Genomic DNA, 26,637 nt, shown 5'->3' on the forward strand with positions numbered 1-26,637 from the left:
TGTGATCTGTATCTAGGTAAATAAATTACCGTTGCGTTATTATTGTTCTATATAGGAAACCATAGTTTTATATATAGAACACCATGAATATATTCCAACAACTCGAACACAGTAAAGCGCCTGCGGCGGTCCGTTTAGTGATGATTATTGACTACATTGCCAAACGTGACGAAGCCAGTTTCACTGAGATATGTACTGACTTGTCTATTCCAAAAAGCAGCGTACATCATCTATTGGAAGTGCTGGTGATCACACAGCTATTACGCCAGCGTGCTGACGGGCGTTATGTGTTGGGGTTGAGACTGTTTGAACTAGGTGGTCTGGTAATAAAGAATATTGATCTGCGTAAAGATACGATTAACTTTATGCATGAACTGGTCAAAGAAACGGAATTGACCTGCCATCTTGGTATTCTGGACGGCGACAATGGTTTCTTCCTGAGTAAAGTGGAATCTCCCAAGGCCATTGTAAAAACATCCTGGGAAGGTAAGAAAATCATTTTTAACCGTATGTCTCTGGGAAAAGTGCTCATAGCCTGGCTACCACAGGACAGAATTGAATCGCTGATTGCCAGTTGCACCTTTGAGTATTTAACGCCCCGAACCATTACCAATAAAGAAGATTTCTTACAACACCTGAAAACCGTTAAAGAACAAGGCTGGGCAATAGATGACGGTGAAGATATAGAAGAAATCTGCTGTATGGCGGCTCCAATCTTTAATCAGGATGGTGAAGTGATTGCTGCTATCGGCGTTAATGGTATGCAATCGCAATATGCTAATGGAAAAAAAGAGAAGCATCTGGCGAGCCTGATTAAAACCAGCAAGGCTATCACCGCCCATATTAATAGCCGGAGCATTGATAGCAGATAAGATATTTTTATTAAACAGCTACAGATAATTTCAATTTATCATTGATTGAAATTCATATAGCAACAGTCACGCAAAAACTAGCGTGACGAATATGTCACGACATCATTACCGGTAAAAGCTAACCAGGCATTACGGGAAGGATTTCTATCACCTAAAAAACATTAAAGAACACAGAGTCATTAAGGTGAAGAAAAAACGCATTATCAACTTTATAATAAGGACGACCATCTTCAATAACTAATGAAATGGGGTAGTAACACACTCGTTATTATTTCCTTCTATTTATTTTTATAAAAAACCTCTCTGTCTTCATTGACGGCGGGACAAGTATATTTTATTTTTTACAATCAGGACTATTATGAAAATCAAACAAGCTATTGATAAAATCCCTGGGGGATTAATGCTGGTTCCGCTCTTTTTGGGCGCGTTCTGTAATACCTTTACGCCGGGGGCTGGAAAATATTTAGGTTCGTTCAGTAACGGCCTGATTACCGGCACGATCCCGATTCTGGCCGTCTGGTTTTTCTGCATGGGCGCATCCATTGAGCTTAAAGCAACGGGCTCGATGCTGAGAAAATCAGGTGTTCTGGTGGTGACAAAACTCGCCACCGCCTGGGTTGTCGCGCTGATCGCGGGCGCATTCTTGCCGGGAGATGGCATCCAAAACGGCATGCTGGCAGGGATCTCCGTTCTTGCGCTGGTCGCGGCAATGGACATGACGAACGGCGGGCTGTATGCCGCATTGATGAACCAATACGGTTCGAAAGAAGAAGCCGGTGCCTTCGTGCTGATGTCTCTGGAATCCGGCCCGCTGATGACGATGGCTATTCTGGGTGCCAGCGGTATCGCGACCTTTGAACCTCAGCTATTTGTCGGCGCCGTACTGCCTTTCCTGATTGGCTTTACGTTGGGCAACCTGGATCCGGATTTGAGAAAGCTGTTCGGTAATTCAGTACAAACCCTGATCCCTTTCTTCGCCTTTGCGTTGGGCAACACCATTAATTTATCGGTGATCCTCCAAACGGGCTTCGCAGGGATCTTCCTCGGCGTACTGGTGATTATTGTTACCGGCATTCCATTGATTTTAGCGGATAAATTTATTGGCGGCGGTAATGGAACCGCGGGTGTGGCCGCATCCAGCAGCGCGGGAGCCGCCGTCGCGACGCCTCTGCTGATCGCGAATATGGCACCAGAATTCGCTCCCGTCGCTCAACAGGCGACAGCGTTAGTCGCCACCAGCGTCATTGTGACGTCAATATTGGTGCCCATCATTACGGCATTATGGGCAAAACGCTTTTCACCTAAACACGCATAAAAAGGTAGCAAAATGGACGTAAGACAAAGTGTACACAGTGAGCATGCGAAAACGCTTGATACCACCGAACTGAGAAAGAAATTTCTCATTGAGAAGATATTTACGCCAAACCACTACACCATGACTTACAGCCACATCGACCGTATTGTTGTGGGCGGGATCATGCCAGTAGATGGCGAGATAACGTTTGATGACGGCATCGGTAAACAATTTGGCGTGAACTATTTTCTTGAGCGACGCGAACTGGGGCTGATCAACATCGGTGGTCCGGCAAAAATCGTTATCGACGGCACAAGCTATCAGGTTGGCAACGAGGAAGCGCTCTATGTCGGCAAGGGAGCTAAGGCCTTAGCCTTTAGTAGCCTCGACAAGGCTAAACCAGCCAAACTGTATTATAACAGCGCACCAGCGCATGCCGTTTACCCAACACGCATCATCACACAGGATGACGCGATAAAAGCGCCGTTGGGAGATGTCACGACCTGCAACAAACGGACTATTTGCAAGTATCTGGTGCCAGAAGTGGTGGATACTTGCCAACTGAGCATGGGATTAACGCGTTTGGCAGAAGGCAGCAACTGGAATTCAATGCCAACTCATACCCATGAGCGCAGAATGGAGGTTTACTTCTATTTTGACATGGCGGAAGACACCATTGTTTTCCATATGATGGGTGAACCCCATGAAACGCGCCATCTGGTGATGCATAACGAGCAGGCGGTGATCTCTCCAAGCTGGTCGATTCACACCGGCGTTGGCACCAAAAACTATGCCTTTATTTGGGGCATGATCGGCGAAAACCTGACGTTTGACGATATGGATCATATCGCGATGCTGGATTTACGCTAATCCCTTTCGGCGTGATGCCAAAAGAGTAAAATGCAGCAGGGTGAACCATGTTCACCCTGTTTTTATTTAGCGTCAGTAATCCAGTTCTACTGGCACAGGGTAATCCTGCAATTTCGCCGCCCCGCCCAACGCTTCACGAATGGTGGCCGAATAGCGTGTAGTTCCCACGCCACCAACCAGATTATCCAGCTCGCTAAAGGCAAAGCGTAGCGCCCGGTTATGCGCCCAGTTCTCCAGTGGCGTTAAACGATACGTAAAATACACTACCGTCAGTTCCTGATTCACGCGATCGACTTTCTCAATACTCTCCACCTGCATCCTGCCGTAACACAGGTCACCGAACTGACGCCAGTTCTTATCCCCTATAGGCGATAAACGATATACCGTGCTGGTTCCTTCCGGCGTGGCATAGGCCAGACCAGCGTCTACCAGTGCGTGCAAACGCCCACGGTTCCAAGGCGCATCACCTTTAGGGCTATGCACCGGCCACTGCTTCTCGCCCAGGCACAAAGGTGACCCGGCATCAAAGAAATCCTGTACCCGCTGCTGATAATCCTGCTCGCTAAGCTGTGCCAGTGCCCCGAAAGGCGACAGTAGCCCTACTGCGATTAGTATCGACGTTTTCATTTTGCTAGCATCGCCTCATTAACTTCCTTGTAGGCCTCATCAACGGATTGATAGGCATTTTGCGTTACCACGCGCTTGCGTTCTGACCATTCATACAACGGCACACCCGGATCGTCCTGCGACGAACTGAAACCGTAAATCGTCAAAATCACCTTTGCAGGATCAAATGCGTTTTCCCCTTCCTTCCTTGCCGATACCAGAAAGTAGCGACCTCCAGACAAGAACAGTTGATTATCCTGTACCAGAAAATCCGCCGCGGCAGACAGTCGATAGTCAAACCAGGTAAATGTATTACTGTTGGCAACCGGCATAATGCTGTGTCCGCCATCCGGTCGTTGTATAAAGAACGTCAGCCCGAGATGAGGATGCGAGGTATTGTTGTCAAATTGAGCCACGACAACATAGTCTTGCCCACCGTCCTGATTCAGATCCAGTTGGTTGATGCCGTCTTTCAGCACCACGGGAGACAGCGCCGCGGCAGTGCTGCTGATGGCGCAAAACACCACCCCACCAACGAATTTATTTATCACCACGCGTCCTTACCAATCGAAAACCGATATCCGGCATGAAAAAGCCGGGCGTATGCAGATCGCAGCTTGCCAGGCTATGCGCTTGTTCCAGATAACTTCCGCCGCAAAAGTAGAACATCGTTTTGCCGCCCTCTACCGCATAGGGCTCATTCAACCACTCAGAGACATTGCCGCTCATGTCGTAAAGACCCAGTGAATTGGGGCGCTTCGATGCCACTGGCACCGTACCAAACGATTGCTTATCCGAGGGAAAATGCGCCACGCGCTCCGGTTGTTCGCTGCCCGCATAGCGAGAACCATAAGTCGCATCCGCAAGCCCCTTCTTGCCCCCTCGGGCCGCTATTTGCCATTCCGCCAGCGTCGGCAAGCGGTAACCCGATGCCTGCGGATCTTCACGTATGAGCTTGTCATTATCGTCTTCTGGTACACGCTTCAGCGTCTTACCGTCAATGGTGAGGTAACGAGGTTGCCGTTGCTGCCGTTCGCTGAGTGCGTTGGCAAAAATTACCGCATCCCACCATGAAACATTGGTGACAGGGTGCTGCCCACCATCCTGTTCAGGCGACAGGCAATCTTCAAACGTCGCGCCATTACAGCCACCGCTAAGCTGATAGCCGTGCGCTTCCGCCCAGTCTTGCAACGCATGGTACTGCTGATAGGTGATTTCTGTTTGCGTCATGGAAAAGGAGGGAATCGACGTGTTGGCATGGGCCGCATAGTCTTCTGGGCCAAAGACGGAACCCACGTAAAAATTGCCACCGTCGACATTAATTTCCGTCATCCCGTTAATCTTAACTTCCGTAACGGGTAGCGCTGCGACAGGCTGTAGCACTAAACACAGCCCCAAAAAGGTAAAACCGTTCTTTAACATAACAATCCGTGTTGACCGTACCGAGGAGAGAACATCATTTGCTTACTCGTAGCCGGAGTATATGACGCTGCCTACGGTTTGAGCTAGCCATAGAACAAGCTTTTCATGGTATTAGCGGTTCGAACGGGGTCTACAGGTGGGGAAAAACAGCATCGGACGCCAAAACAACGCGCCCGATGTCAATACGGCTTAGCGTAGCGAATGAGTCAACACATTGAGTCGACTCACTTGTTCGCCACACTTATTCACCACGCAGCGCCGTGGCGGGAGACTGCCGGTAAGACAGCATCGCCGGGATCGTGAGGACGACAGCGGCAACCAGCAATAGAAGCAGAATGAAGTGAATATCTTCCCATTCCAGCGTCACTGGCAGGACAAAGCCGCTTTTCTCGCTCATGACCACCGCAATCGCCCGTGCCGCAAGGTAGCCCAAACCGACACCCAGCAGCACGCCGACACTCACCAGCGACATCAGCCCGCTCCAGATCAGCGTAAAAATGCCGTAGCGCGGTGCGCCAAACGCACGGAGTGCACCAATCTGTTTCTGCCGCTGCCGCAGGTGGATAACTGCCACCATCGCCACCGCCACGCCCACCAATCCCTGTGTCCCTAGTGAGATATAGGTCAGCAGTTCGCGGATATCACCCAGCATTGAGTACAGCTTCACCAGCACTTCGCCGGGGAACACCGCCAGCGTCGTGTTGCTGCGATACAGCGAACGCAGTTGATAAGCACCCGCGATTGTTTTTGGTTTCACAACAATTGCAGGCAGCCCCGCTTGATGTTTGTGCTCGTGCGCTTCCACATCGTGATGATCGTCATCATGTGCAGCCGTAGCCGGATGCGTAGCTTCATCATGATGATCTTCACCTTCAGAATGAGGTTCCTCATCAGGTGAATGTGCCACGCCAGCATCGTCGTGATGTTCATCTTCGTGATCGTGGCCGTGCTCATCGTGATGCGCATCATCTGCATCATGCGGTGGATGGATCCCATGCACCCGCCACACGGCATTTACCGGCACCAGAATCGCTTTATCCCATGCGCTGCCGTCCGCGGGTAACACGCCGACAACGGTATAGATGACATTATCGTGCGCGTGCGCCCCTTCCGTTCCTACCTGACCATGAATGGGGCTAAATGTGCTCCCCACCGTCAGACCCGTTTGTGCGCCGACCACAGCCTCAAAACCGTCGTTGAACAAGCGTCCGGCGGTGAGCTGTCGCTTGCCGTTATCCGTGACCAGCGGCGGCGTGGTGCCGATAATCGGCATCCCCTGATAGAAATCACCGAACGCAACCGGAGCCGCCCAGGCCACCAGCGGATTCTTCTCCAGATCGGTTAACACCTGCGCGGGAATCAACGTCAGCGCAGAAGGTTGCAAAAACACGGATGACAACACCAGTTGTGTTTCGCTTCCCGGCGCACCGATCACCAAATCAAAACGATCGGCGGCCTTAGCGCTGCCCATGCGTAATGCTCTTTCCTGCAAACTCACCGAAATACTTAATGCTGTCGCCACCGCGATCAGCAACACCACGACCAGCACACCCGGCCATAGCCGACGCCAGTCGACCCAGATAAGACGCCATGGGATCATGCACGATCCTCCAGATAGGGCTTGTCCGCCACGAGGCGTCCTTTTTCCAGTTGAATGCAGCGTGACATCTGTGAAGCCAGACGCGCATCGTGCGTAATGGCGATCAGCGTTGCACGACTCTCGCGCGCCAGCGTCACCAGCAGGTCAGCAATCTGCTCACCGCTCTGTGCATCCAAACTGGCAGTTGGCTCATCGGCGACGATGATGTCCGGTTTGCTGAGCAAGGCTCTTGCTACCGCAACCCGCTGCTTTTCACCGCGTGATAACACCTCGACCGGGCGTTTCCCCGTATCCAGTCCTACCTGTGCCAGCAAGTCTACCGCCCGCTGCCTGAGCAACGCCGGTATCCGCCAGTGGTGAAACTGTGCAGGCAGCAAGACGTTCTCGATGGCATTCAGGCCGGGGAAAAGATGGAAGTCCTGCATCACCAGCCCGATGTGCTGCGCACGCCAGCGGTCACGTTCCGCTTCGTTCAACTGCCAGATGTCCTGGTTTTCCCACTGCACCTGACCTGTTCCACTGTGATCCATACCGGTGATAGCATTGACCAGCGTGGTCTTACCGGAGCCAGAAGGCCCCATCACCGCTACCCGTTCACCGGCACCAATAGACAGTGCGGGAATATCCAGCACGGCCTCTGATGTATCGGGGAAGGTCACACTCAAGTGTTGAATCAATAATTCAGCCATCGGCACTCCTAAAGGGTATCGAACGTGGCTTCACGCAGCCGTAACAGACTGACAAAACCCGTTTCGGGATCGGTCCACGATCCATGCTCCAGCACCCCTTCCACCTCAATCATGGTGTTGTTCTGTACGAAGGTCTGACGCTTGGCGAGATAGACGACAACGATGTCTTCTGGCCAGTCCGCATCGGACGAGCAGAAAGGACACAGCGCCATCGGCATTTTAGTTAAGACAAAGAATTGTGACTCCGCCTTGAGCGGCGGCGCCATAAAGCCGTGCATCTTTACCCGTTTACCGGAGAGTGCTTTGACGTCATTGGAGAATTCAAGACCCAGTACGCCGTAAGAGGCATACAGCTTATCGAAGGAGAGTTCAGACTGCGCAGCGTTCACGGGGGCGATGCCGCCGAGGAGCAGCAACATCAACACCGCACGCAACCAAGAGAATAAAAGCGGGGTCGCCCCCGCTTTGCTGCATTTCGCATTATTCATAGCGTCGTAGGATTACTTCTTGTCTTGCGGTTTTACCGCCAGTGCATCGACAATCACGCGGAACAGATCGGTGTTTTCCATGTAGCCACGGATACGTTCAGCACCTGGGCCGCTCGCCTGAATCACCATATCGTCAACGGCATGAACACCAGTATCGGAAGAGCGTGGCAGGATCCCTTCACGGAAGACCGCGCCCGGCACTTTCTCGTAGGCTTTGTTGGCAATGTACTCATCTTTTTCGTTCTTGATAGCAGGAACGAACTGACCATCCAGCTTCGGACGGAACGTTTCGTAATAGTCTGGGTAGTTGTTGAAGAACACCGCCAGACGTTTGGAGACGTTCAAATCATCCGGGTAACCGTCTTTGTTGGCGTCTTTATAGTTCGGATAGCCTGCATCTTCATACACACCGACTTTTTCACGCATCTCGGTGCCGGGTTTGCTGTCATCTATCGTACCGATGATAGACAGACCGTGCGTATGGTCACCCGTTACGATGATCATGGTGTCGGGATTCTTCTCCACGAACTTCTTGGCGATCGCAACAGACTGATCCAGCATGATGGTGTTCGTAAACGCACGTTCCCAATCCAGCGGGTGAGAGGCTTTGTCGATCAGCGCGGACTCAACCATCAGGAAGAAGCCGTCTTGGTTTTTGGACAGCACATCCAGCGCCGCCTGCGTCATTTCAGTCAGATCAGGCTGATTAGGGAATTTCTTGGCGACGTCATTTTTCAGGAAACGACGATCCATCACCCCATCCATATTACCGGTGTGGAACAGCCCCAGCAGCTTGGTGGCCTGTGACGCATTTTTCTTCAGTGAATCCGCATCGGTAACCAGTGAGTAACCCGCCTGCTGGAATTTCTCAACGTAGTTGGTTTCGTCTTTACGCTTTGATCCCGGCGTGCTTTTCGGCAGGAAGTAGGCAGACCCGCCACCCAACATAACCGTAGGCTGCACGTTGTAGAACATCTCGACGATTTCAGCTTTATCCGCACGGCGGCGAGTGTGAGAAACCACAGCGGCTGGTGTCGCATCCTGAAGTTCAGCATCGCTGACTACGCCGACAGACATTTTGGTAGAGCGGGTCAGCAACTCACCCAGCGTTTCCTGCTTCGGGTGGTCCAGTGAATTTTTGCTACGGCTGACGTACACACCCAGCGCATTCACACCGGATTTGTGACCGGTCATGTAAGCACTCATGGTGTTGGCGCTGTCGGCCGCGATGGAGTCAGTACTGGAAGTACCGCCAAACGCCATATATTGCAGGTCATCAATCGCCAGACGACCGTCTGCTTTCCCTTCCGTCACGCCTTTAGACAGGATGCGCGCGCCGGTACGGTGTGCGACGGACAGGCCATCGCCGATGAATAGAATCACGTTTTTGGCTTTACGCGGACCGGACACTGAATACACGTCCCAGTTCACCAAGGTCTTTTTGCCTTTGGCTTCCGCTTCTACCACATACTTGCCTGCTTCAGGCAGGTTCACGTCGCGCAGCCAGATCGTGGAAGCGTTGCCGCCGTCTTCACGTTCAACAAATGAGGCCGTTTTGCCCAGCACCTGCTGGTAATCTTTGCCGTTGATCAGAATGCGGATATCTTCCGGCTTGAGCACTTCATCAAACTCGACTTTAAAATCGAATTTTCCGCCTGCCAGCATCGTGGCGCGGTCAATGGGATAAATGGCCTGAGCCTGCACCATTCCTGGCAGCGCAGCAGAAATCAGTAAAGGCAGTAACCAGCGAGCTTTCATTGTTATGTCCTTGGTTGCGTAGTTTAGCAGGACATAACGTAGTTACTTTTTTTTACAGTTTGATGACTAAAATACAAAATTTGTAATAAAACGACTACAGAGGTCTGGTGACGCATGAACATGCGTTAGCTCGTGGGTAGATGAGCACAGTGAATAATTTTCACATACGTGTACGTTTCGGTTTCCACTGGTCGTATCCACACGAACTGCACCAATCACACCGACCAAGGTGGTAATCGGGAAAACCACCGCACATGCAGCGTTAATTATTACAGATATATATTCAATGTCCCTAATCAAGACTGATCGCCGCCATAATAATTTCTTCTTTATCAGGATAAACGCTCAGGTAAACATCATATTCACTATAATCTGGCGAATGCCAACGAACCGTATTAGCATCGATAATTTCAGGCACAAACCGCTTAACTATTAAGTATTTTTCAAGCTCAGACCGATCGCTCGTTCCCGTAAAAAACAGGATATTCGTCTCCGGCTTGTTACCATCATGGGCTGAATAAGTTATAACGTAGTTCTGGGAGATAAGGGGGGCTTCCCTTATCGCTTCCATTGAAAAGAAACGATCATAAAACCAATTTTCTCTTTTGTAAGAAAGACTATCAATCGTCAATAATTTAAAAAAAACACATAGCGTTATTACTATGAAAGTAAAAAAAAAACGATTTTATTATTAACTCTCATATATTCCCTTATCGTTTAAACATATTCCAGAATCACCGTCATTGATAATGATAACATTCCTGGGATTGAACAGCAGGAGTAATGCAAACGCATTACTCCATTCTCTCGTGATAACAAGAGTCGTGGCGTTATCATCCCTTTTCCTTCAGCGGGAAGCGACGACGCACGACGACAAAGAACAGCGGTACGAAGAAGATAGCGAGGAAGGTAGCGGCTAGCATGCCGCCGATCACGCCCGTTCCCACCGCATGCTGGCTGGCTGAGCCCGCACCGCTGCTGGTCGCCATCGGTAATACACCGAAGATAAACGCCAGTGAAGTCATCAAAATTGGCCGCAGCCGCTGACGGGAAGCCTCCAGCGTGGCCTCAACCAGATCCTTCCCTTTCTGGTTCATCTCGTTGGCAAATTCCACAATCAGAATGGCGTTCTTCGCCGATAGCCCGACCACCGTCAGTAGCCCAACCTGAAAATAGACATCGTTTTCCAAACCGCGCGCCCAGGTCGCCACCAGCGCCCCTAACACGCCCATCGGCACCACCAGCATGACGGAGAACGGCACTGTCCAGCTTTCATACAGCGCGGCCAGACACAGGAACACCACCAGCAGCGAAACGGCATACAGCGCCGGAGCCTGCGCCCCGCTCAGCCGTTCCTGTAAAGACATCCCCGTCCACTCTAGCCCAAAGCCTTCCGGCAGCTTCGCCACCAGCGACTCCATGATAGTCATTGCCGTACCAGTGCTGACACCCGGTGTCGCTTCACCGACAATTTCCAGCGACGAATAGCCGTTGTAACGCTCAAGGCGCGGCGAACCGGTTTCCCAGACGGTTTGTGCAAATGCGCTGAACGGCACCATGCCGCCGCGGTTGCTGCGTACATACCATTTGCTGATATCGTCCGGCAGCATGCGGAACTTCGCTGCCGCCTGCACGTAGACTTTCTTCACCCGACCACGATCAAGGAAATCATTCACATAGGTCGAGCCCCAGCCCGTTTTCAGCGTGCTGTTAATATCATCCACCGAGACCCCCAGCGCCTGTGCTTTGCGCTGATCGATATGAATCCGCAACTGTGCGCTATCATCCAGCCCGTTATGGCGCACGCGCGTCAGTTCGCGGTTGCTGTCAGCCATGTTCAGCAGTTGATCCCGCGCTTCCATCAGCGCATCGTGCCCCAATCCACCGCGATCCTGTAACCGCATGGCGAAACCCGCAGCGCTACCCAATCCGTTAATCGATGGCGGGCTACTGGCGAATACTCGCGCTTCCTTGATCTTGCGAAATTCTTTGGTCGCGCGTTCGATGACAGCAAACGAACTGCTCTCCGGCGTGGTGCGCGCATCCCAGTCTTTTAGACGCACAAACAGTCGCGCCACGTTCTGCCCGTTACCGCCCGGCCCTGAGCCAATGGTGGAAAATACGGACGTCACGGTGCTCTTTTCCTGCGTGAGATAATACTGCTCGATCTTGTTAACCACCTGTAAGGTCTGCTGTTGCGTCGATCCCGGTGGAAGCTGTACCTGAGTCGTAAATACGCCCCGATCTTCCTGTGGCAAAAACGAGGTGGGCAGCCGGAAAAACAGGAAGGCCATAATTCCGATGATGCCCATATAAAGCAGTAGCCAGCGCCCGCTGTTGACCAATATCTTGCCGACGCCACGTTCATAGCCTAGCGACGTGCGGGTAAAGCTACGGTTAAACCAGCCGAAGAAGCCTTTACGACCGTGGTGTTGGCCTTTGGCGAGCGGCTTGAGTAGCGTCGCACACAGTGCGGGCGTCAGAATCATCGCCACCAGCACCGACAAAATCATTGACGTCACAATCGTGACAGAGAACTGGCGGTAAATCGCCCCCGTGGTGCCGCCAAAGAAGGCCATCGGCACAAATACGGCGGACAGCACCAGCGCAATCCCGACCAACGCCCCCTGCACCTGTCCCATCGATTTTCGCGTCGCGTCGCGTGGCGAGAGCCCCTCTTCGCTCATCACCCGCTCCACGTTTTCCACCACCACGATGGCATCGTCCACCAGCAGGCCAATCGCCAGCACCATCGCGAACATCGTTAACGTGTTCAGGCTAAAGCCAAAGGCATACAGCACGGCAAACGTGCCGAGCAACACCACCGGCACGGCAATTGTGGGAATCAGCGTGGCGCGGAAGTTCTGCAAGAACAGGTACATCACCAGAAAGACCAGCAACACCGCTTCAAACAGGGTTTTCACCACATCGGTGATAGAGGCTTTAACGAAAGGGGAGGTCTCGAAGGCGATTTTGGCTTCCAGCCCGTGCGGGAAGTACTGCGATAGCTCCTCGATACGTTCTCTGACGCGTTTATCGGTTTCCAGCTCGTTTGCGCCAGACGCCAGTTTTACGCCCAGACCGGAGGCCGCCTGACCGTTAAAACGACTGAGAAAATCGTAGCGTTCAGAACCCAGCTCCACTTCCGCAACATTAGCCAGCGTGACGGCAGAACCATCTTGATTGACCCGCAGCGTAATATCGCGAAACTGCTGCGGCGTCTGTAATAAAGATTGCGCGTTGATCGTCGCGTTGAGCGCCTGATTATCCACCGACGGTACGCCGCCGACTTGCCCTACCGAAACCTGACTGTTCTGCGATTCGATCGCCCGCACCACGTCGCTGGTCGTCAGCGCGTAGTCCATCAGTTTGGCCGGATCCAGCCAGATGCGCATCGCATACTGCGAGCCATAGGAATCGACCTCGCCCACGCCACTGATACGGCTGATCGGCTCCTGAATATTTGTCGCGACATAATCGGAGATATCCTGTTTGTCCATGCTGCCATCGGTAGAGACAAACGCGACCATCAGGATATTGGTATCACCCGTTTTACTTACGGTAACCCCCTGCTGCTGTACATCCTGCGGCAGCTTGCGGGTCGCGGATTGCAGTTGGTTTTGCACCTGCTGGCGGGCTTCATCGGGGTCAGTCCCGGCTTCAAAGGTCAGCATAATTCGGGACTGCCCGGTATTGCTGCTGTCCGAGGACATATACATCAGGTTATCCAGCCCGGTCATGCTTTGCTCGATAACCTGTGTGACGGTATTTTCCAACGTCTGTGCTGATGCACCAGGGTAGTTAGCTGTGATCCTTACGCTGGGTGGTGCCAGATCGGGATACTGTTCTAGCGGTAATGACTTGATCGCCAACATACCGCACAGGCTGAGAAGGATAGCCAGCACCCACGCAAAAATAGGACGGTCGACAAAAAAATTCGCCATCGCTTCTATACTCCTCAGCCATATTTTGACGTGGCTGCTTCATGAGCAGCCTATTTATAATCGAACAGAATCGGATTCATTCAACCCAGAGAAAACCCTGCATACAAGGTAATGCCGATCGCTTCAGTATGGATTCAGGGGGAAACACGGTGATGGGGTTCCCGTAGGGATACCTCACACCGTGGTAGCCCCCGGTATCTCGATCTTGAAACGACCGACATTACGCATACAGCGAGCCAAATTACCTTAACTGCCAGCATCGGTTAAATCGTGGAGAAATTGAGGAGAAAATGTAAATTATCGTCGGTTACGCCTGAGCGAACGCGATTATCTGCTCGGAAAAGGCATCCGGGTGCGAGATAAACGGCGCATGTGCGGCCTTTGGTATCACCACCGACGTCGAGTTCGGCCATTGTTCCTCCAGCAGTCCGGCAACTTTGCGCGGCACCAGCCCGTCTAACGCACCATAGAGCCGCAGAAACGGCACAGCCACATCGGCTAACGGCTGGCGCAAATCGGCTTCACGCAAAATTTCCAGCCCACCGTTCAACACGTCGACTGACGGCATCGGCTGTTCCAGTACCACGCTTTTTAGCAATCTTGCATCCTGCCGTGCGCTCTCCGTTCCCAGCGTTTGCAGCGCTAGAAACCGCTCGACCGTGCGCTGGAAATCTTCGCTGAGCTGCTGTTGAAAGCCCTGCAATACATCTGGCTTGATGCCCGGCCAGTCCCCCTGGGCGCTGAAACAGGGCGATGACGCCACGGTAATCAACTTGTCCACCCGTGCAGGGGCGCTTAGCGCAATTTGGCTGGCAACCAGTCCACCAAGCGACCACCCCAGCCAGATGGCGCGATCCGGTGCCTGCGTCAGCACGCTGTCCGCCATGTCATTCAAGGACATCGGCCCAAATCCCTGGCTTCTGCCATAGCCCGGCAGATCGACCAGATGCAGGCGAAAATGCGGCGCGAGTCGCACAACCATGTTCTGCCATACCTGCGCATTCAATCCCCACCCGTGCAGCAGCACAAGATCCGTGTTTCCTGCGCCTTCAGTCTGCCAATACAACGCTGCCATCAGTTATCTTCCTTTATCAGGGAAAAACCGTATTTAGGGAAAGAATATGTTAACCATCACAGCACGTTGCTGGCTATGTTTATTGCCGCTTCATCGCAGCCAGCAGGGGATTTGTTCGTACTGTCAGCGCCATCTGCCCCGCTTGCCTACCTGCTGTCCGCGCTGTGGCTTACCCGCAGACGACACAGCGCATCAGTGCGGACGCTGCCAGCAAAATCCACCACCTTGGCAATCGATGACCTTTATCAGCGACTACACACCGCCACTCAATACGCTGCTTAAGCATTTCAAGTTTAACGGTAAAACCGAGCTGGCAGCGGTACTGGCACGGCAGTTGTTACTACGTTGGCAGAGGGCCTATCGCGAACGAAAGCTCACCGGGCAGGTGCCGCTGTTCCGCCCCGATCGTCTGTTCACCGTTCCCCTGCACCGGAACCGCCAGTGGCATCGTGGTTTCAATCAGACCGAACTGCTCGCTCGTCCTCTCGCTCACTGGCTGGACTGCGCTTACGATCCACGTGAGTTACAGCGCACTCGACGCACGCCGTTGCAGCAAACGCTCAGCGCCAGCGCACGGCGAAGAAACCTGAGGGGCGCATTTTCCTGTGATGTCCCGCTGTCCGGGCAGCAGGTGGTTTTACTCGACGATGTGGTCACGACAGGCAGTACCGCCGCGGAAATTAGCAGGCTATTGCTCGCTCAGGGCGCGGCAGGCGTTCAGGTCTGGTGTTTGTGCCGAACCTTGTAGTCAGGGGGAGGATGGGCGTATTATAACCGATAGGTGCAGTCAACTATCGAGCTTACTATTATGATCCGTATTACCGATGCTGCTCAGGAGCATTTCCTGAAACTGTTGGCAAAACAGGAAGAAGGCACACAGATTCGCGTATTTGTTATCAATCCAGGTACGCCAAACGCCGAATGCGGCGTCTCTTATTGCCCGCCGGATGCCGTAGAAGCCAGCGATACCGTGCTGAAATTTGAAAAGATTTCTGCTTACGTGGACGAACTTAGCGCCCCTTATCTGGAAGACGCTGACATTGACTTCGTAACTGACCAATTAGGTTCTCAGCTCACGCTGAAGGCGCCAAACGCGAAAATGCGTAAAGTGGACGACAGCGCCCCGCTGATGGAACGCGTTGAGTATGTGCTGCAATCGCAGATCAACCCACAGCTAGCGGGCCACGGCGGTCGCGTGACGCTGATGGAAATTACCGATGACGGTCTGGCAATCCTGCAATTTGGCGGCGGCTGTAACGGCTGTTCTATGGTTGACGTCACGCTGAAAGAAGGGATTGAGAAAGAGCTGCTGCAAACCTTCCCTGAGCTGAAAGGTGTGAGAGATCTCACCGAACACCAGCGCGGCGAGCACTCCTACTATTAATTTCTCCCGCTGATTACTGCTTCTTAATCCTCCCCAACTCTGGGGAGGATTAACATTCCGCTGGAGCGATGCGTTTACCGCATTAGCTTTTTACCGGTACGCCACGACGTAAATCCACATCCCGAACCAGTCGTTCAAGGCAGCGGTCAGCGAAGATCGATTCCAGCGGACGTGTCAGCTTACGTCGCCAGTTAGGGTATTCGCGGTTGGTGCCCGGTACATTCACCGGCGTGGCCATATCCAACCAGTCTTCCAGTTGAAACCCGACCAGTGCGCTGGCGCTATCGGCGACATAGCGGTGAACGCCACGGCTCAGCGGTGCGCCCATTGTCGTCAGCGCCGCGTTACGGCCAACACGCTGTGGCAACAGCCCGTAATGGTGTAATGCGTTGAGCAGCCCCTGTTTCGCTTTTTCACGCTGCTGCATCTGCTCTTGCAACAATGCCTCTACAGGGTACAGCCCTAACTCGCGCCCAAGCGATAAATCCACGGTTTGCCAGTAGCCGCGCAGCGTCGGAAGGTCGTGAGTGGTAATGGTTGCCATCGACTGGCGCGGGTAATCCTCGGGGGGGCGAAAGTGGTCCTCTGCATCCTTTTCAAAGAACAGCACCTTGTAAGAATAGATGCCGTAATCATGCAGTTTGCTGACAATTTCCGGCGGCACCGTGCCTAAATCCTCACCGATAATCAGGCAGCGATGACGCTGACTTTCCAGCGCCAGTACCGCCAGCAGATCGTCAACTGGATAATGTACGTAGGCCCCGTTGCCCGCCGGCTCCGCCTTCGGTATCCACCACAGGCGCAAAAGCGCCATCACATGATCGATACGCAACGCGCCGCAGTGCGCCATGTTGCTGCGCAGCACGTCGATAAACGGTTGATAACCCCGAAGCTGCATCATGGTGGGGTTCATCGGCGCCAGTTGCCAGTTTTGTCCTTGCGGCCCGAGCGGATCGGGCGGTGCGCCGATAGAAGCATCGAGACAATAGAGCTGTCGTTCGTCCCAGGTTTCAGCACCGCCCCGTGCGACCCCAACGGCCAAATCACGATACAAACCTAACGGTAAACCAAGCTGTTTGCTGTGCGCGTAGCAGTCTGCTAATTGCTCATGCGCCACCCATTGCAACCAACTGTAGAACGTAATCTCATCGCTGTTTTCACGGCGAAAGGCTTTTACAGTCTCACTGTGTACATCATGATAACTGGCAGGCCATTGATGCCAGTCCGCATAATTCTCGCCCTGTTTTTTCAGGTAGGTCTGCAACGCATCAAACGTCGCCTGAAGTTGGAGGCTCTGCCCACCGCTGACGACAAACTGACGAAATGCACTAATGCGCGGGTCCAGCGCGCTACGGGTCGTAAAATAGCGAAACGCCAGCCGCAGAGCCGCTAACTTAAGCTGCGTCACCGGCTCATAATCAACCCAGCGCCCCGCCCGCAGCGCTGCGATCGCGCTTTGTGTCTCCTCACGGTGCCACCACACCTGCGCTTCCCCGCTCTGCTGGAAATCATCAATCCGATTCACATCGATATAAATAATGTTCAGCCAGTGGCGGGACGACGGACTATAAGGGCTCGCCGCCTCTGCCAACGCCGGGTACAGCGAATGCAGTGGGTTCAGCCCCACAAAGGCGCCACCGCGGCGGGCAATCTGTTCTATCAGTTGGCGCAGATCGCCAAAATCCCCGACGCCCCAATTGTTCTGCGAACGCAAGGTGTAAAGCTGTACGGTCACACCCCACCAGCGTTTTCCCTGCTGTAAAGCTTCGGGTTCATAGCAGCGATGCGGGGCAACAATAATCCGGCAGCTCCAGCGCTGGTCGGCTTGCGTCAGCGTCAGGTAATGGTAGCCCAGCGGCAGCACGCCCGGCAGAGCCAGCGTTGAACCACCGGTTATCTGCCCTTGAATTTGACCGCCGTTTTCATACATCAGCGTCCAGAAGAATTCACCGTGACCAGCAAGCTCGATGACCGCATCTCGGCCTTGCAAGAAGACACGAACAGGCGGCAGGGGCGCATTACCGCTATCAGAAACGTCCATCATTGCCTGAATCCGGTTTCTGACTGCGGCCGCAACAATGTGCTTTTTGCCATAGGCATCGGTATAGCTTTCCGCGATGCCGGTCTGCTGGCTTGCCAGTTTATCCACCTTGAACATCCTCTCCTTTTCCTAATGATCCGCTTGCCAAATACGCGTCTGGTAATCATGAATCGCCCTGTCCGAACTAAACATCCCCATTCTGGCGGTATTCAGCACACAGCGACGCGTCCATTCATCCGGCTCACGATAAAGCGCATCAACACGCTGCTGCACCTCACAATACGGTGCAAAATCGGCCATTAACATATAGGGATCGCCCAGCTTCAGCAGGCTATCCAGCAGTGGGGCAAACGCATTTTTATCCCCCCGGCTGAATGCACCACTCGCTAACTCATTCAGTATTTCGCGTAACAAAGGCGTTGTAGCAAGGTAGTCCGACGGCGCATAGCCCTGAGTCTGTAGGGCTTTTACCTGTTCTACGGTATGCCCGAAAATGAACAGATTGTCCTCGCCGACCTGCTGCGCCATTTCTACATTTGCCCCATCTAACGTGCCAACGGTCAACGCGCCATTCAGCGCCAGCTTCATATTGCCAGTGCCAGACGCCTCTTTACCTGCCGTCGAAATCTGCTCAGAAACATCAGCAGCAGGGATCATCCGCTCAGCCAGCGAGACACGGTAGTCCGCCGGAAAGATGACCTTTAGGCGATCGCTAACGCGGCGATCCTGATTAATGACCGTAGCGACCCGGTTAATGGCATAAATGATATTTTTTGCTAAGACATAACCCGGTGCCGCTTTGGCACCGAACAAAAAGACGTGCGGCACTATATCCAGATGCGGATTGTCACGCAATTGACGATATAGCGCGAGAATATGAAGTAGATTCAAATGCTGACGTTTGTATTCATGCAATCGCTTAATTTGCACGTCAAACAGCGCCAGTGGATCGACCACGATGTCGTACTGCTGGCGGAGATAGCTCGCCAGTTGCGTTTTATTATCGGCCTTGATTTGTCGATAACGCTCACGAAAGCCAGCATCGTCAGCGTAGGGCTCCAGCCCTTGCAGCGCGGGTAAATTATTCACCCATGGCGTATTTAGCGTGTCATCAATCAATGCAGACAGCGCCGGGTTACATTGCTTCAGCCAGCGGCGCGGCGTTATGCCGTTGGTGACATTGTGGAATTTGGTCGGCCACAGTTGATGGTATTCGGGGAACAGATCTTTCACCACCAGTTCCGAATGCAGTGCCGCCACGCCATTGACGGCAAAGCAGCTCACGACGCACAGGTTTGCCATACGGATCTGGCGCTGGTGGCGGATGGCAAGCTTCGCCCACATCTGCCGATCGCCAGGCCATTCTTGCTCGACCTGCACCTTAAACTGCGCATCAATTTGCCGGACAATCGACAGATGACGAGGCAGCAAGCGGCCAAACAACCGTTCGTCCCAGCGCTCAAGCGCTTCCGGCATCAGTGTATGATTGGTGTAAGCAAAGGTGCGTCCGGTTATCGACCAGGCGTCGTCCCAGGATAGCTGGTGTTCATCGAGCAGCAGGCGCATCAACTCAGGGATCGCCAGCGTCGGGTGGGTATCATTAAGTTGGATGACTTCATAATCCGGCAGCGCAGACAGCGCGCGCCCCGCGCTAAGATGACGGCGTAAAATGTCAGCCACCGAACAGGCGCAGTGGAAATACTGCTGCATTAGACGCAGGCGCTTGCCCGCCGCATGATTATCGTTCGGGTACAGCACGCTGGTCAGGCTGGCGGCGGAAATACCCGCCTGCGCCGCGCGCAAATAGTGACCCTCATTGAATAAGGTTAAATCAAACGGATCGCGATGCGTCGCACGCCACAAACGTAGCGGCTGCGCGGCCCCGTTTTGATAACCCATCACCGGCAGATCACAGGCTTCGCCTCTGAAAACCGTATCCGGCAGCCAGCGCAGGCTACCATCGGTCTGGGGTTGCAGACGCCCGCCAAACCCAACCTCTACCGCCAGCTCAGTACGTGGTAAAAGCCACGGATAGGTATCACGCTGCCAGTCATCGGCCGTTTCCTGTTGCTGCTCTTGTGCAAAATGCTGACGGAACAGGCCATACTGGTAGTTGAGGCCGTAGCCCGTTGCAGGCTGCCCCACTGTTGCCATCGAATCCAGAAAGCAGGATGCCAGCCGGCCTAATCCACCGTTGCCTAAACCCGGATCGATTTCCTGCTCCAGCACATCGCTCAGGCTAAGCCCTTGATCTGCCAGTACGTCGGCTACGGCGTCATACCATCCCAGATTCAGCAGGTTGTTGCCTGTCAAACGACCGGGCAGAAACTCCATCGACAGGTAGTTCACATGGCGCTGAGGCGTATTAGCCGTGGAAGAGCTTGGCGCTGCGGGATGCATCAGCAGTTGTTCCGCTAGCGCGAGGCTGACGGCACGCCAGCACTGCACCAGTGTCATCGCCTTCAAGGAAGCGACGCCACCGAGCCGCTGTTGGCGAAGCAGCGCGGCGGCAAACTGTGCTGCATCAAAGGCGATAGCAAAATGATTGGAGGAAGCAGGCTGCGTCAAAGTCTCTGACGTTTTCGCAGCCACTGAACGTTTTGAAGAACCTGACTTTTGTGAAGAACCAGACTGATTTGAAGAATCTGACATCGTGCCTCCTCCTTTGTCCATCATGGAAAAGGCACATCGGGCTCAACACAACTCCAACTGTACCTTATGTTGTTCAATAATTTTCAGTACGCTGGGTGGGGGTGACTGATCGGTAAAAAGATAGTCGATCAAATCCATGTTACCCAAATTCACCATCGCATTACGGCCAAACTTGGAATGATCCGTCACCAACATCACGCAGCGAGAATTTTCAATAATCGCCCGTTTTGTGCGCACCTCATGGTAATCAAACTCCAGTAATGACCCATCCATGTCAATACCGCTGATGCCCAAAATGCCAAAATCCAGACGGAACTGAGAGATAAAATCCAGCGTCGCCTCACCCATAATGCCGCCATCGCGGGTGCGAACTTCGCCACCAGCCAAAATCAGGCGAAAATCCTCTTTTGCCGTTAGCAGCGTTGCCACGTTCAGGTTGTTGGTGACCACGCGCAGATCTTTATGCTGCATCAGCGCATAAGCCACCGCCTCAGGCGTGGTGCCGATATCGATAAACAAGGTCGCACCGTCTGGAATCTGGCTCGCCACCCGACGGGCAATACGAGCCTTTTCATCCGACCACATCATTTTACGATCGTGATAAGCCGTGTTCACCGAGCTGGATGGCAATGCCGCGCCACCGTGGTGGCGATGGATTTTATTTTGCTCAGCCAGATCGTTCAAATCGCGACGAATGGTCTGCGGGCTCACCGCAAAATGATCCACCAGTTCTTCAGTACTGACATACCCCTGCCGACGCACCAGTTCAATAATGGCGTCATGCCGTTGTGTCTGCTTCACATTTATCCCCTAAGACGCCCCGATTTACCGGGGGTTTGTTTTATTATACGTGTCCCAAAAGGCCATCAATAGCCCAACAATCAGCCCTGCCACATGCGCCGCATTCGCGATCGACATGCCTAAAATATCGAAATATCCGGCGACCAGCCACAGTAACGCAAAGACCATCAGGCTGCGCGGCATAGCCAAATAACCGTCGGGCTCTCTTTCCCCTCGCAGCCAGACGTAGCCCATCAGGGCATAGACCACGCCAGACAGGCCACCAAAATAGGTGCCGCTAAACCAGGACTGCGCCCAGCCGCTGACCAGCGCGGAGACCAGCGTAATGACCAGCAGCTTGCCGGTCCCCAACACTTTTTCAACCGGTCCACCCAGATACCACCACCACATCAGATTGAACAAAATATGCAGCAGGGAAAAGTGCAACAAAGCATGACTGAACCAGCGCCACAGTTGTGCCTGCTGTCCTTCTGCCGGAAAGGCTAGCCACACCATCACGCTCTCATAGCCTGAAATCTGCATCAGGATGAACACCGCAATCGTCACGACCATCACCGATAACGTCAGCGGTCCTGCCTTTTGCTTCAGCGTTTGCAGGAAAGAATAGCGTTGGTATTGAATGCCGGTGTCCATCGATCCCGTTTGCCAACTGGCCGCCAGATAGCGCGGATTGGTCGGGTCGCGCAGAAAAATTTCCAGCGCTTCCTGAACCTTGCTCAGTTGGGTTTCATCTTCTAGCCACAGCTCAGCTTCATGTCCTTGAGGGCGCATGTCCAGATGAACCTGCTGAGTACGCATGTAATCGACAAATGCCTGAGCCAGACGCGGGTTGGAGAGAGCAATAACGCGGATTGGCATTGTTGTGTATCCGTTAGCGAATAGATTTACCTAAAAATATCATATTGCTTCGCAGGCTGGGGGGGAAAAAGTAAAAACCCCCTTCTTAACCGATAACATTCTGCTAACTTCCGTTTACTTCCGTTTCACCGATCATCCTATGACAGTAGTCACTTTTTAGCCGCAGACTCTCCTTTAGGCTCATAACCAACAACTGAGGTAAGCATGTTTCTAGAAGAAAGACGTAATCAGATTCTGGCCTATCTGGCCAAACATGAACGCGCCAGTGTCGATTATCTGGCAACGGCCTTTGCCGTTAGCAAAGAAACTATCCGCAGTGACTTGAATGAACTGGCACGGTTGCACCTGATTCAGCGCTGCTACGGCGGAGCCATTATCGTGCGACGTCTTCTACAGTCCGAATTAATCGCCCCGTCTGGCGAGAATTTCGAAGTACTGCTGAAGCGGTTAGAAAAACAGAACAGACATCAAACTAGCAAACAGAAAGGAAATTCGATGAACGGCAAGGTGTGTATTTTAGGATCGTTCAATGTTGATATCGTCGCCAAGGTGATGCGTTTTCCCAAGGGCGGTGAATCCATCATGGCTCAGGGCAGCGCGATCGGCCCTGGGGGTAAAGGCGCTAACCAGGCAATGGCTGCCAGTCGGGCAGGTGCACAGGTCTATTTCATCGCTAAAGTGGGTACCGACCAATTTAGCCAATTTGCCTACGATCATTTTACGGCATCAGACATTCACTCGTTCAAGCTGTACCAGTCAGATAGCGAACCCACGGGTAATGCGATCATTTACGTCTCGCAGCAAAACGGCGAAAACATGATCGCCATCCACCCCGGTGCTAACCAAACCATTACCGATGACGAAGTCGCCGCCATCGCGTCAGAACTCACGACCTCAGACGTACTGCTGGTGCAGTTAGAGAATAACTTTTCCGCAACGCTGAACGCGATCAAGCTGGCTCATACGCTGGGCAAGAAGGTGATTCTTAACCCCGCGCCCTACTCCAGCGAGATCCTGCCCTATCTGGATTATCTCGACGTCATCACGCCTAACGAGACGGAAGCCTCGCTTCTATCCGGCATTGATATTCACGATGTTGATGATGCCAAAGAAGCGGCGCTGAAAATCGCTGCTCTGGGGGCCAAACGCGTGATTATCACCATGGGCTCCCGCGGCGCACTGCTGTTGGACGGCAAGCAATTCCAGCATATTCCCGCCTTTCCGGCACTCGGTATCGATACAACCGGTGCAGGAGATGCGTTCAACGGCGCATTTGCCGCCGCGCTCGCTAACGGACAGAACATGGCGCAGGCCGCCACTTATGCCTCGGCCTTTGCTTCCCTTGCCGTTGAGCGTGAAGGGGCCTCTAACATGCCTGAACATCAACAAGTTATTGCACGTTTATCGCAACGCTAACGCGGAAAATCGCCCGCAACCGCTGTTTTTTGGAGAATAAAGAAATGAAAACAATTGATGGTATCGTCCCTGTCATGCTGACCCCGTTCACCGAACAGAACGACGTCGATTATCCCGGTCTGGCGAAGCTCATTGACTGGTACATAGACAAAAACGTCGATGCACTGTTCGCCGTATGTCAGTCTAGCGAAATGCAGTTTCTCTCGTTAGAAGAGCGTGTGGCCGTGGCGCGCTTTGTGGTGGAACACGTGCAAGGCCGTATACCGGTGATTGCTTCCGGCCATATCAGCGACGATCTCAATGCACAGGTTGAAGAGCTTTCTGCAATGGCGGAAACCGGCATCGACGCACTGGTGCTTGTCACTAACCATCTCGATCCACAGAAAGCGGGCAGCGATACCTTCTTTGCCAATCTGAATCATCTGTTGGACGCCCTGCCGAAGACACTGCCACTTGGCCTCTATGAATGCCCAGCGCCTTATCGTCGGCTATTGAGTGATGAAGAGCTGACTTATTGCGCCAATACAGGCCGTTTTGTGGTGCTAAAAGACGTCAGTTGTGACCTGGCTACCGTCACCCGCCGTGTAGGTTTAGTGCAGGGAACACCGCTCAATATCATTAACGCCAATGCCGCTATCGCGTTCCCCGCGATGAAAGCGGGCTCACGCGGCTTTAGCGGTGTATTCACCAATTTCCATCCTGAACTCTATGTCTGGTTATATCACCATCATCAAGAAAACCCCGAGCTGGCAGAAGAACTGGCTGACTTCCTGTCGCTGGCTGCCGTGACCGAAACCTTGGGCTACCCGAAAAATGCCAAGGTTTACCATCAGCGCCTCGGCACCTTTACCAGCATTCAATGTCGCGTCAATAAAGATGACGTACTGGAGAAATATTGGGGATTAACCGTCATCCTCGATCAAATTCGACACGGAACAGAGCACTACCAGAAAAAAATTACACGATAAAAATAAGCGTCTACGGGTAACGGGAATAAATGATTCGTCTCGTTACCCTATATAAAAAATCGCATTCACAGGGGAATATTTCATCATGATTATTTGCGATCAGCGCGATTGGGCGCAGGAAAAGCATGCCCTGCACCCTATTATCCAAAAAGGGATTGATTATATTAATCAAACTGATTTCGCCAGATTAACACCAGGGAAATACGATATTATCCCAGGCAAGATGTTTTGCCTGTTGCAAGAAACTTCTACGGTGCCTGCTGCACAAATGCGTGCAGAATCACACTTCAATTTTGTCGATATTCAATACCTCATTTCCGGGGAGGAGAGCATTGGCGTGGCGCGTGGGGCCAAAGAGCATACGGTTATCGAGAATAAAGCAGCACAAAACGATATCGTATTTTATACCGACACACAAAACGAATCCTTTATTCATCTGTTACCCGGCATGTTTGCCGTATTTTATCCCGAAGATTTACATCGCCCTTGTTGTCAAACGCATGGCGAATCTTTTATCCGCAAAGCGGTAATCAAGATTCACCTCAGCCTGTTTACGGAAAATAAATAAAATGAAACAGACAACTGCCTCATCTACACCTGCCGCTGTAACGCAACCTTCGCAGAAAATATCTCGTCTGCGTTGGAATATTATTTTCATATTACTGATTGCTGCCGTGGTGAATTATCTTGACCGCGCCAATCTCAGTATCGCCAACACCACCATTTCAAAAGAGTTTGGCTTCAGTTCCACACAGATGGGACTCCTGCTCTCCGCATTCTTATGGCCTTATGCCATCGCTAACCTGCCTGCTGGCTGGCTAGTCGACAAATTTGGTCCGAAAAAAATGTTCTCCTGGGCTCTCGGCCTCTGGTCTGGCTTCACTATTCTGGCCGGGTTCGTCAATGGCTACGCCATGTTTTATGGCCTGCGTATGTTACTCGGGGTGTCTGAATCTCCGTTCTTTACCTCCGGGATTAAAATCACCCACCGTTGGTTCCCAAGCAATGAACGCGGCCTACCCACTGCCATCATCAACACTGGTTCGCAAATCGCCAACGCAGTTGCGCCACCGATTTTGACCATTCTGTTGTTAACCATGGGCTGGCGTGGCATGTTTATCGCCATTGGGCTGGCTGGCATTCCGCTCCTGCTGGTCTGGATGAAGCTCTACCGTAACCCGACGCCACAGGAAGAAGTTGAAATCCATGGCCCTGTCGAAGCCACGGAAACGCAAAAACCAGACACGCCAAAAGCAAGCTGGGGCTCTCTGTTCAAGCACAAGACGACCTGGTTCATGATCCTGGGCAATTTCTCCATCATGTTTACCATTTGGGTCTATCTCACCTGGCTGCCAAGTTATCTGGAACGTTCTCTTGGATTCAGCTTGATGAAAACAGGTTGGGTCGCATCTATTCCATTTATGGCCGGTATTTTGGGCGTGCTGTGCGGTGGGATAATTTCTGATCGTCTGATTCGTCGCGGCACCAACACCATTACCGCGCGCAAGATCCCCATTGTATGCGGCGCCGCTCTCGCTGCGTGTTGCGTAGCTCCCGTGCCGTTCGTCACTGATACAACATTGTGTATCGCGCTGCTTTCTCTGGGATATTTCTTTTCTCAGATGCCTTCTGGCGTGATCTGGACGCTCGCGACCGATATCGCCCCGAAAGCACAGGTTGCCTCCCTTGGTGCCATCCAGAACTTCGGCGGTTTCCTCGGCGCGGCCAGTGCCCCCATCGTCACAGGTATCATTCTGGATATGACGGGCGCGTTTACCAACGTGTTTATCTTCGGTGCCAGCTTACTTATGCTAGGTGCTATCAGCTACGGCGTATTTGTCAAAAAACCGTTACCGGCTGAACAATAATGGTTCACCTGCTGCGCCTTCAAACGCAGCA

23 protein-coding genes are annotated in these 26,637 nt (G+C 52.7%); 9 read left to right on the forward strand and 14 right to left on the reverse strand.

What is annotated here, in order from left to right:
- Nucleotides 1–83: 83 nt before the first annotated feature.
- The 3 genes from A7983_RS05660 to kduI all read left to right on the forward strand — a co-directional run bounded on the left by A7983_RS05660 (nucleotide 84) and on the right by kduI (nucleotide 3,036).
- Complete coding sequence (locus A7983_RS05660; protein WP_005969361.1) at nucleotides 84–872, forward strand: IclR family transcriptional regulator; 789 nt, start codon at nucleotides 84–86, stop codon at nucleotides 870–872.
- Between the two features lie 358 nt (nucleotides 873–1,230).
- A complete protein-coding gene (kdgT, locus tag A7983_RS05665; protein WP_005969359.1) occupies nucleotides 1,231–2,187 on the forward strand; it encodes a 2-keto-3-deoxygluconate transporter in 957 nt (318 codons plus the stop codon).
- A gap of 12 nt (nucleotides 2,188–2,199) precedes the next feature.
- Complete coding sequence (gene kduI, locus A7983_RS05670) at nucleotides 2,200–3,036, forward strand: 5-dehydro-4-deoxy-D-glucuronate isomerase (protein WP_005969357.1); 837 nt, start codon at nucleotides 2,200–2,202, stop codon at nucleotides 3,034–3,036.
- 72 nt (nucleotides 3,037–3,108) lie between these two features.
- Here kduI and A7983_RS05675 read toward each other — a convergent pair whose 3' ends face one another.
- The 10 genes from A7983_RS05675 to bioH all read right to left on the reverse strand — a co-directional run bounded on the left by A7983_RS05675 (nucleotide 3,109) and on the right by bioH (nucleotide 14,618).
- Nucleotides 3,109–3,663 (reverse strand): hypothetical protein, encoded by a 555-nt coding sequence (locus A7983_RS05675; protein WP_005969352.1) that lies wholly within the window; start codon nucleotides 3,661–3,663, stop codon nucleotides 3,109–3,111.
- Complete coding sequence (locus tag A7983_RS05680) at nucleotides 3,660–4,193, reverse strand: carbapenem self-resistance protein CarG family protein (RefSeq protein WP_005969351.1); 534 nt, start codon at nucleotides 4,191–4,193, stop codon at nucleotides 3,660–3,662. The genes A7983_RS05675 and A7983_RS05680 overlap by 4 nt, the downstream gene beginning before the upstream one ends.
- Nucleotides 4,183–5,064, reverse strand: coding sequence for an SUMF1/EgtB/PvdO family nonheme iron enzyme (locus A7983_RS05685; RefSeq protein WP_005969350.1), 882 nt, complete (start codon nucleotides 5,062–5,064; stop codon nucleotides 4,183–4,185). Before A7983_RS05685 ends, A7983_RS05680 begins: the two co-directional genes overlap by 11 nt.
- Nucleotides 5,065–5,305: 241 nt before the next feature.
- Nucleotides 5,306–6,664, reverse strand: coding sequence for an FtsX-like permease family protein (locus A7983_RS05690; RefSeq protein WP_005969349.1), 1,359 nt, complete (start codon nucleotides 6,662–6,664; stop codon nucleotides 5,306–5,308).
- Nucleotides 6,661–7,353, reverse strand: a complete 693-nt coding sequence (locus A7983_RS05695; protein ID WP_005969348.1) for an ABC transporter ATP-binding protein — start codon at nucleotides 7,351–7,353, stop codon at nucleotides 6,661–6,663. Before A7983_RS05695 ends, A7983_RS05690 begins: the two co-directional genes overlap by 4 nt.
- Nucleotides 7,354–7,361: 8 nt before the next feature.
- The gene (locus tag A7983_RS05700) at nucleotides 7,362–7,841 is read right to left on the reverse strand and encodes a hypothetical protein (protein ID WP_005969346.1); all 480 of its coding nucleotides are present in this window, start codon (nucleotides 7,839–7,841) and stop codon (nucleotides 7,362–7,364) included.
- Between the two features lie 12 nt (nucleotides 7,842–7,853).
- Nucleotides 7,854–9,599, reverse strand: a complete 1,746-nt coding sequence (locus tag A7983_RS05705) for an alkaline phosphatase (RefSeq protein ID WP_005969344.1) — start codon at nucleotides 9,597–9,599, stop codon at nucleotides 7,854–7,856.
- 292 nt (nucleotides 9,600–9,891) lie between these two features.
- Entirely contained in the window at nucleotides 9,892–10,230 is a 339-nt protein-coding gene (locus tag A7983_RS05710) for a hypothetical protein (protein ID WP_235778049.1), read from the reverse strand.
- A gap of 202 nt (nucleotides 10,231–10,432) precedes the next feature.
- Nucleotides 10,433–13,543 carry a multidrug efflux RND transporter permease AcrD gene (gene acrD / locus A7983_RS05715; protein ID WP_005969339.1) on the reverse strand — a complete coding sequence of 1,037 codons (3,111 nt, stop codon included), beginning with the start codon at nucleotides 13,541–13,543 and terminating at the stop codon, nucleotides 10,433–10,435.
- A 307-nt stretch (nucleotides 13,544–13,850) separates the two neighbouring features.
- The gene (gene bioH, locus A7983_RS05720) at nucleotides 13,851–14,618 is read right to left on the reverse strand and encodes a pimeloyl-ACP methyl ester esterase BioH (RefSeq protein WP_005969338.1); all 768 of its coding nucleotides are present in this window, start codon (nucleotides 14,616–14,618) and stop codon (nucleotides 13,851–13,853) included.
- Nucleotides 14,619–14,664: 46 nt separating this feature from the next.
- Between bioH and gntX the strand changes: the two genes are divergently transcribed.
- On the forward strand, nucleotides 14,665–15,366 hold the full coding sequence (gene gntX / locus A7983_RS05725; RefSeq protein ID WP_005969336.1) for a DNA utilization protein GntX: 702 nt from the start codon (nucleotides 14,665–14,667) through the stop codon (nucleotides 15,364–15,366).
- Between the two features lie 60 nt (nucleotides 15,367–15,426).
- Complete coding sequence (gene nfuA / locus A7983_RS05730; RefSeq protein WP_005969334.1) at nucleotides 15,427–16,002, forward strand: Fe-S biogenesis protein NfuA; 576 nt, start codon at nucleotides 15,427–15,429, stop codon at nucleotides 16,000–16,002.
- An 82-nt stretch (nucleotides 16,003–16,084) separates the two neighbouring features.
- On the opposite strand, the gene malQ is transcribed toward nfuA, so the two are convergent.
- The 4 genes from malQ to glpG are packed head-to-tail and all read right to left on the reverse strand — an operon-like array spanning nucleotide 16,085 to nucleotide 22,354.
- Nucleotides 16,085–18,160 carry a 4-alpha-glucanotransferase gene (gene malQ, locus A7983_RS05735; protein ID WP_005969333.1) on the reverse strand — a complete coding sequence of 692 codons (2,076 nt, stop codon included), beginning with the start codon at nucleotides 18,158–18,160 and terminating at the stop codon, nucleotides 16,085–16,087.
- 12 nt (nucleotides 18,161–18,172) lie between these two features.
- Complete coding sequence (gene malP, locus A7983_RS05740) at nucleotides 18,173–20,695, reverse strand: maltodextrin phosphorylase (RefSeq protein ID WP_005969332.1); 2,523 nt, start codon at nucleotides 20,693–20,695, stop codon at nucleotides 18,173–18,175.
- Between the two features lie 42 nt (nucleotides 20,696–20,737).
- On the reverse strand, nucleotides 20,738–21,496 hold the full coding sequence (locus A7983_RS05745) for a DeoR/GlpR family transcriptional regulator (RefSeq protein ID WP_005969330.1): 759 nt from the start codon (nucleotides 21,494–21,496) through the stop codon (nucleotides 20,738–20,740).
- 24 nt (nucleotides 21,497–21,520) lie between these two features.
- Entirely contained in the window at nucleotides 21,521–22,354 is an 834-nt protein-coding gene (gene glpG / locus A7983_RS05750; protein ID WP_005969325.1) for a rhomboid family intramembrane serine protease GlpG, read from the reverse strand.
- Nucleotides 22,355–22,558: 204 nt separating this feature from the next.
- Between glpG and rbsK the strand changes: the two genes are divergently transcribed.
- From rbsK to A7983_RS05770, 4 genes are all read left to right on the forward strand, one after another.
- On the forward strand, nucleotides 22,559–23,770 hold the full coding sequence (gene rbsK / locus A7983_RS05755) for a ribokinase (RefSeq protein WP_005969319.1): 1,212 nt from the start codon (nucleotides 22,559–22,561) through the stop codon (nucleotides 23,768–23,770).
- 44 nt (nucleotides 23,771–23,814) lie between these two features.
- Nucleotides 23,815–24,738: a dihydrodipicolinate synthase family protein gene (locus A7983_RS05760; protein WP_005969316.1), complete on the forward strand. Its 924-nt coding sequence runs from the start codon at nucleotides 23,815–23,817 to the stop codon at nucleotides 24,736–24,738.
- 85 nt (nucleotides 24,739–24,823) lie between these two features.
- Complete coding sequence (locus A7983_RS05765; protein ID WP_005969313.1) at nucleotides 24,824–25,306, forward strand: YhcH/YjgK/YiaL family protein; 483 nt, start codon at nucleotides 24,824–24,826, stop codon at nucleotides 25,304–25,306.
- A gap of 1 nt (nucleotide 25,307) precedes the next feature.
- Nucleotides 25,308–26,606: an MFS transporter gene (locus A7983_RS05770; RefSeq protein WP_005969312.1), complete on the forward strand. Its 1,299-nt coding sequence runs from the start codon at nucleotides 25,308–25,310 to the stop codon at nucleotides 26,604–26,606.
- The last annotated feature ends 31 nt before the right edge of the window (nucleotides 26,607–26,637 follow it).

The organism is Pectobacterium wasabiae CFBP 3304, assembly GCF_001742185.1.
In the GTDB taxonomy this organism is placed as follows: Bacteria; Pseudomonadota; Gammaproteobacteria; order Enterobacterales; family Enterobacteriaceae; genus Pectobacterium; species Pectobacterium wasabiae.

Coding starts and splice junctions, on each gene's coding strand:
- A7983_RS05675 (WP_005969352.1), bottom strand. CDS start 3,663: ATGAAAACGTCGATACTAATCGCAGTAGGGCTACTGTCGCCTTTCGGG.
- glpG (WP_005969325.1), bottom strand. CDS start 22,354: ATGCCAATCCGCGTTATTGCTCTCTCCAACCCGCGTCTGGCTCAGGCA.
- kduI (WP_005969357.1), top strand. CDS start 2,200: ATGGACGTAAGACAAAGTGTACACAGTGAGCATGCGAAAACGCTTGAT.
- A7983_RS05690 (WP_005969349.1), bottom strand. CDS start 6,664: ATGATCCCATGGCGTCTTATCTGGGTCGACTGGCGTCGGCTATGGCCG.
- A7983_RS05685 (WP_005969350.1), bottom strand. CDS start 5,064: ATGTTAAAGAACGGTTTTACCTTTTTGGGGCTGTGTTTAGTGCTACAG.
- bioH (WP_005969338.1), bottom strand. CDS start 14,618: ATGGCAGCGTTGTATTGGCAGACTGAAGGCGCAGGAAACACGGATCTT.
- A7983_RS05770 (WP_005969312.1), top strand. CDS start 25,308: ATGAAACAGACAACTGCCTCATCTACACCTGCCGCTGTAACGCAACCT.
- malQ (WP_005969333.1), bottom strand. CDS start 18,160: ATGTTCAAGGTGGATAAACTGGCAAGCCAGCAGACCGGCATCGCGGAA.
- kdgT (WP_005969359.1), top strand. CDS start 1,231: ATGAAAATCAAACAAGCTATTGATAAAATCCCTGGGGGATTAATGCTG.
- acrD (WP_005969339.1), bottom strand. CDS start 13,543: ATGGCGAATTTTTTTGTCGACCGTCCTATTTTTGCGTGGGTGCTGGCT.
- malP (WP_005969332.1), bottom strand. CDS start 20,695: ATGTCAGATTCTTCAAATCAGTCTGGTTCTTCACAAAAGTCAGGTTCT.
- A7983_RS05695 (WP_005969348.1), bottom strand. CDS start 7,353: ATGGCTGAATTATTGATTCAACACTTGAGTGTGACCTTCCCCGATACA.
- A7983_RS05700 (WP_005969346.1), bottom strand. CDS start 7,841: ATGAATAATGCGAAATGCAGCAAAGCGGGGGCGACCCCGCTTTTATTC.
- rbsK (WP_005969319.1), top strand. CDS start 22,559: ATGTTTCTAGAAGAAAGACGTAATCAGATTCTGGCCTATCTGGCCAAA.
- A7983_RS05760 (WP_005969316.1), top strand. CDS start 23,815: ATGAAAACAATTGATGGTATCGTCCCTGTCATGCTGACCCCGTTCACC.
- A7983_RS05660 (WP_005969361.1), top strand. CDS start 84: ATGAATATATTCCAACAACTCGAACACAGTAAAGCGCCTGCGGCGGTC.
- nfuA (WP_005969334.1), top strand. CDS start 15,427: ATGATCCGTATTACCGATGCTGCTCAGGAGCATTTCCTGAAACTGTTG.
- A7983_RS05705 (WP_005969344.1), bottom strand. CDS start 9,599: ATGAAAGCTCGCTGGTTACTGCCTTTACTGATTTCTGCTGCGCTGCCA.
- gntX (WP_005969336.1), top strand. CDS start 14,665: ATGTTAACCATCACAGCACGTTGCTGGCTATGTTTATTGCCGCTTCAT.
- A7983_RS05765 (WP_005969313.1), top strand. CDS start 24,824: ATGATTATTTGCGATCAGCGCGATTGGGCGCAGGAAAAGCATGCCCTG.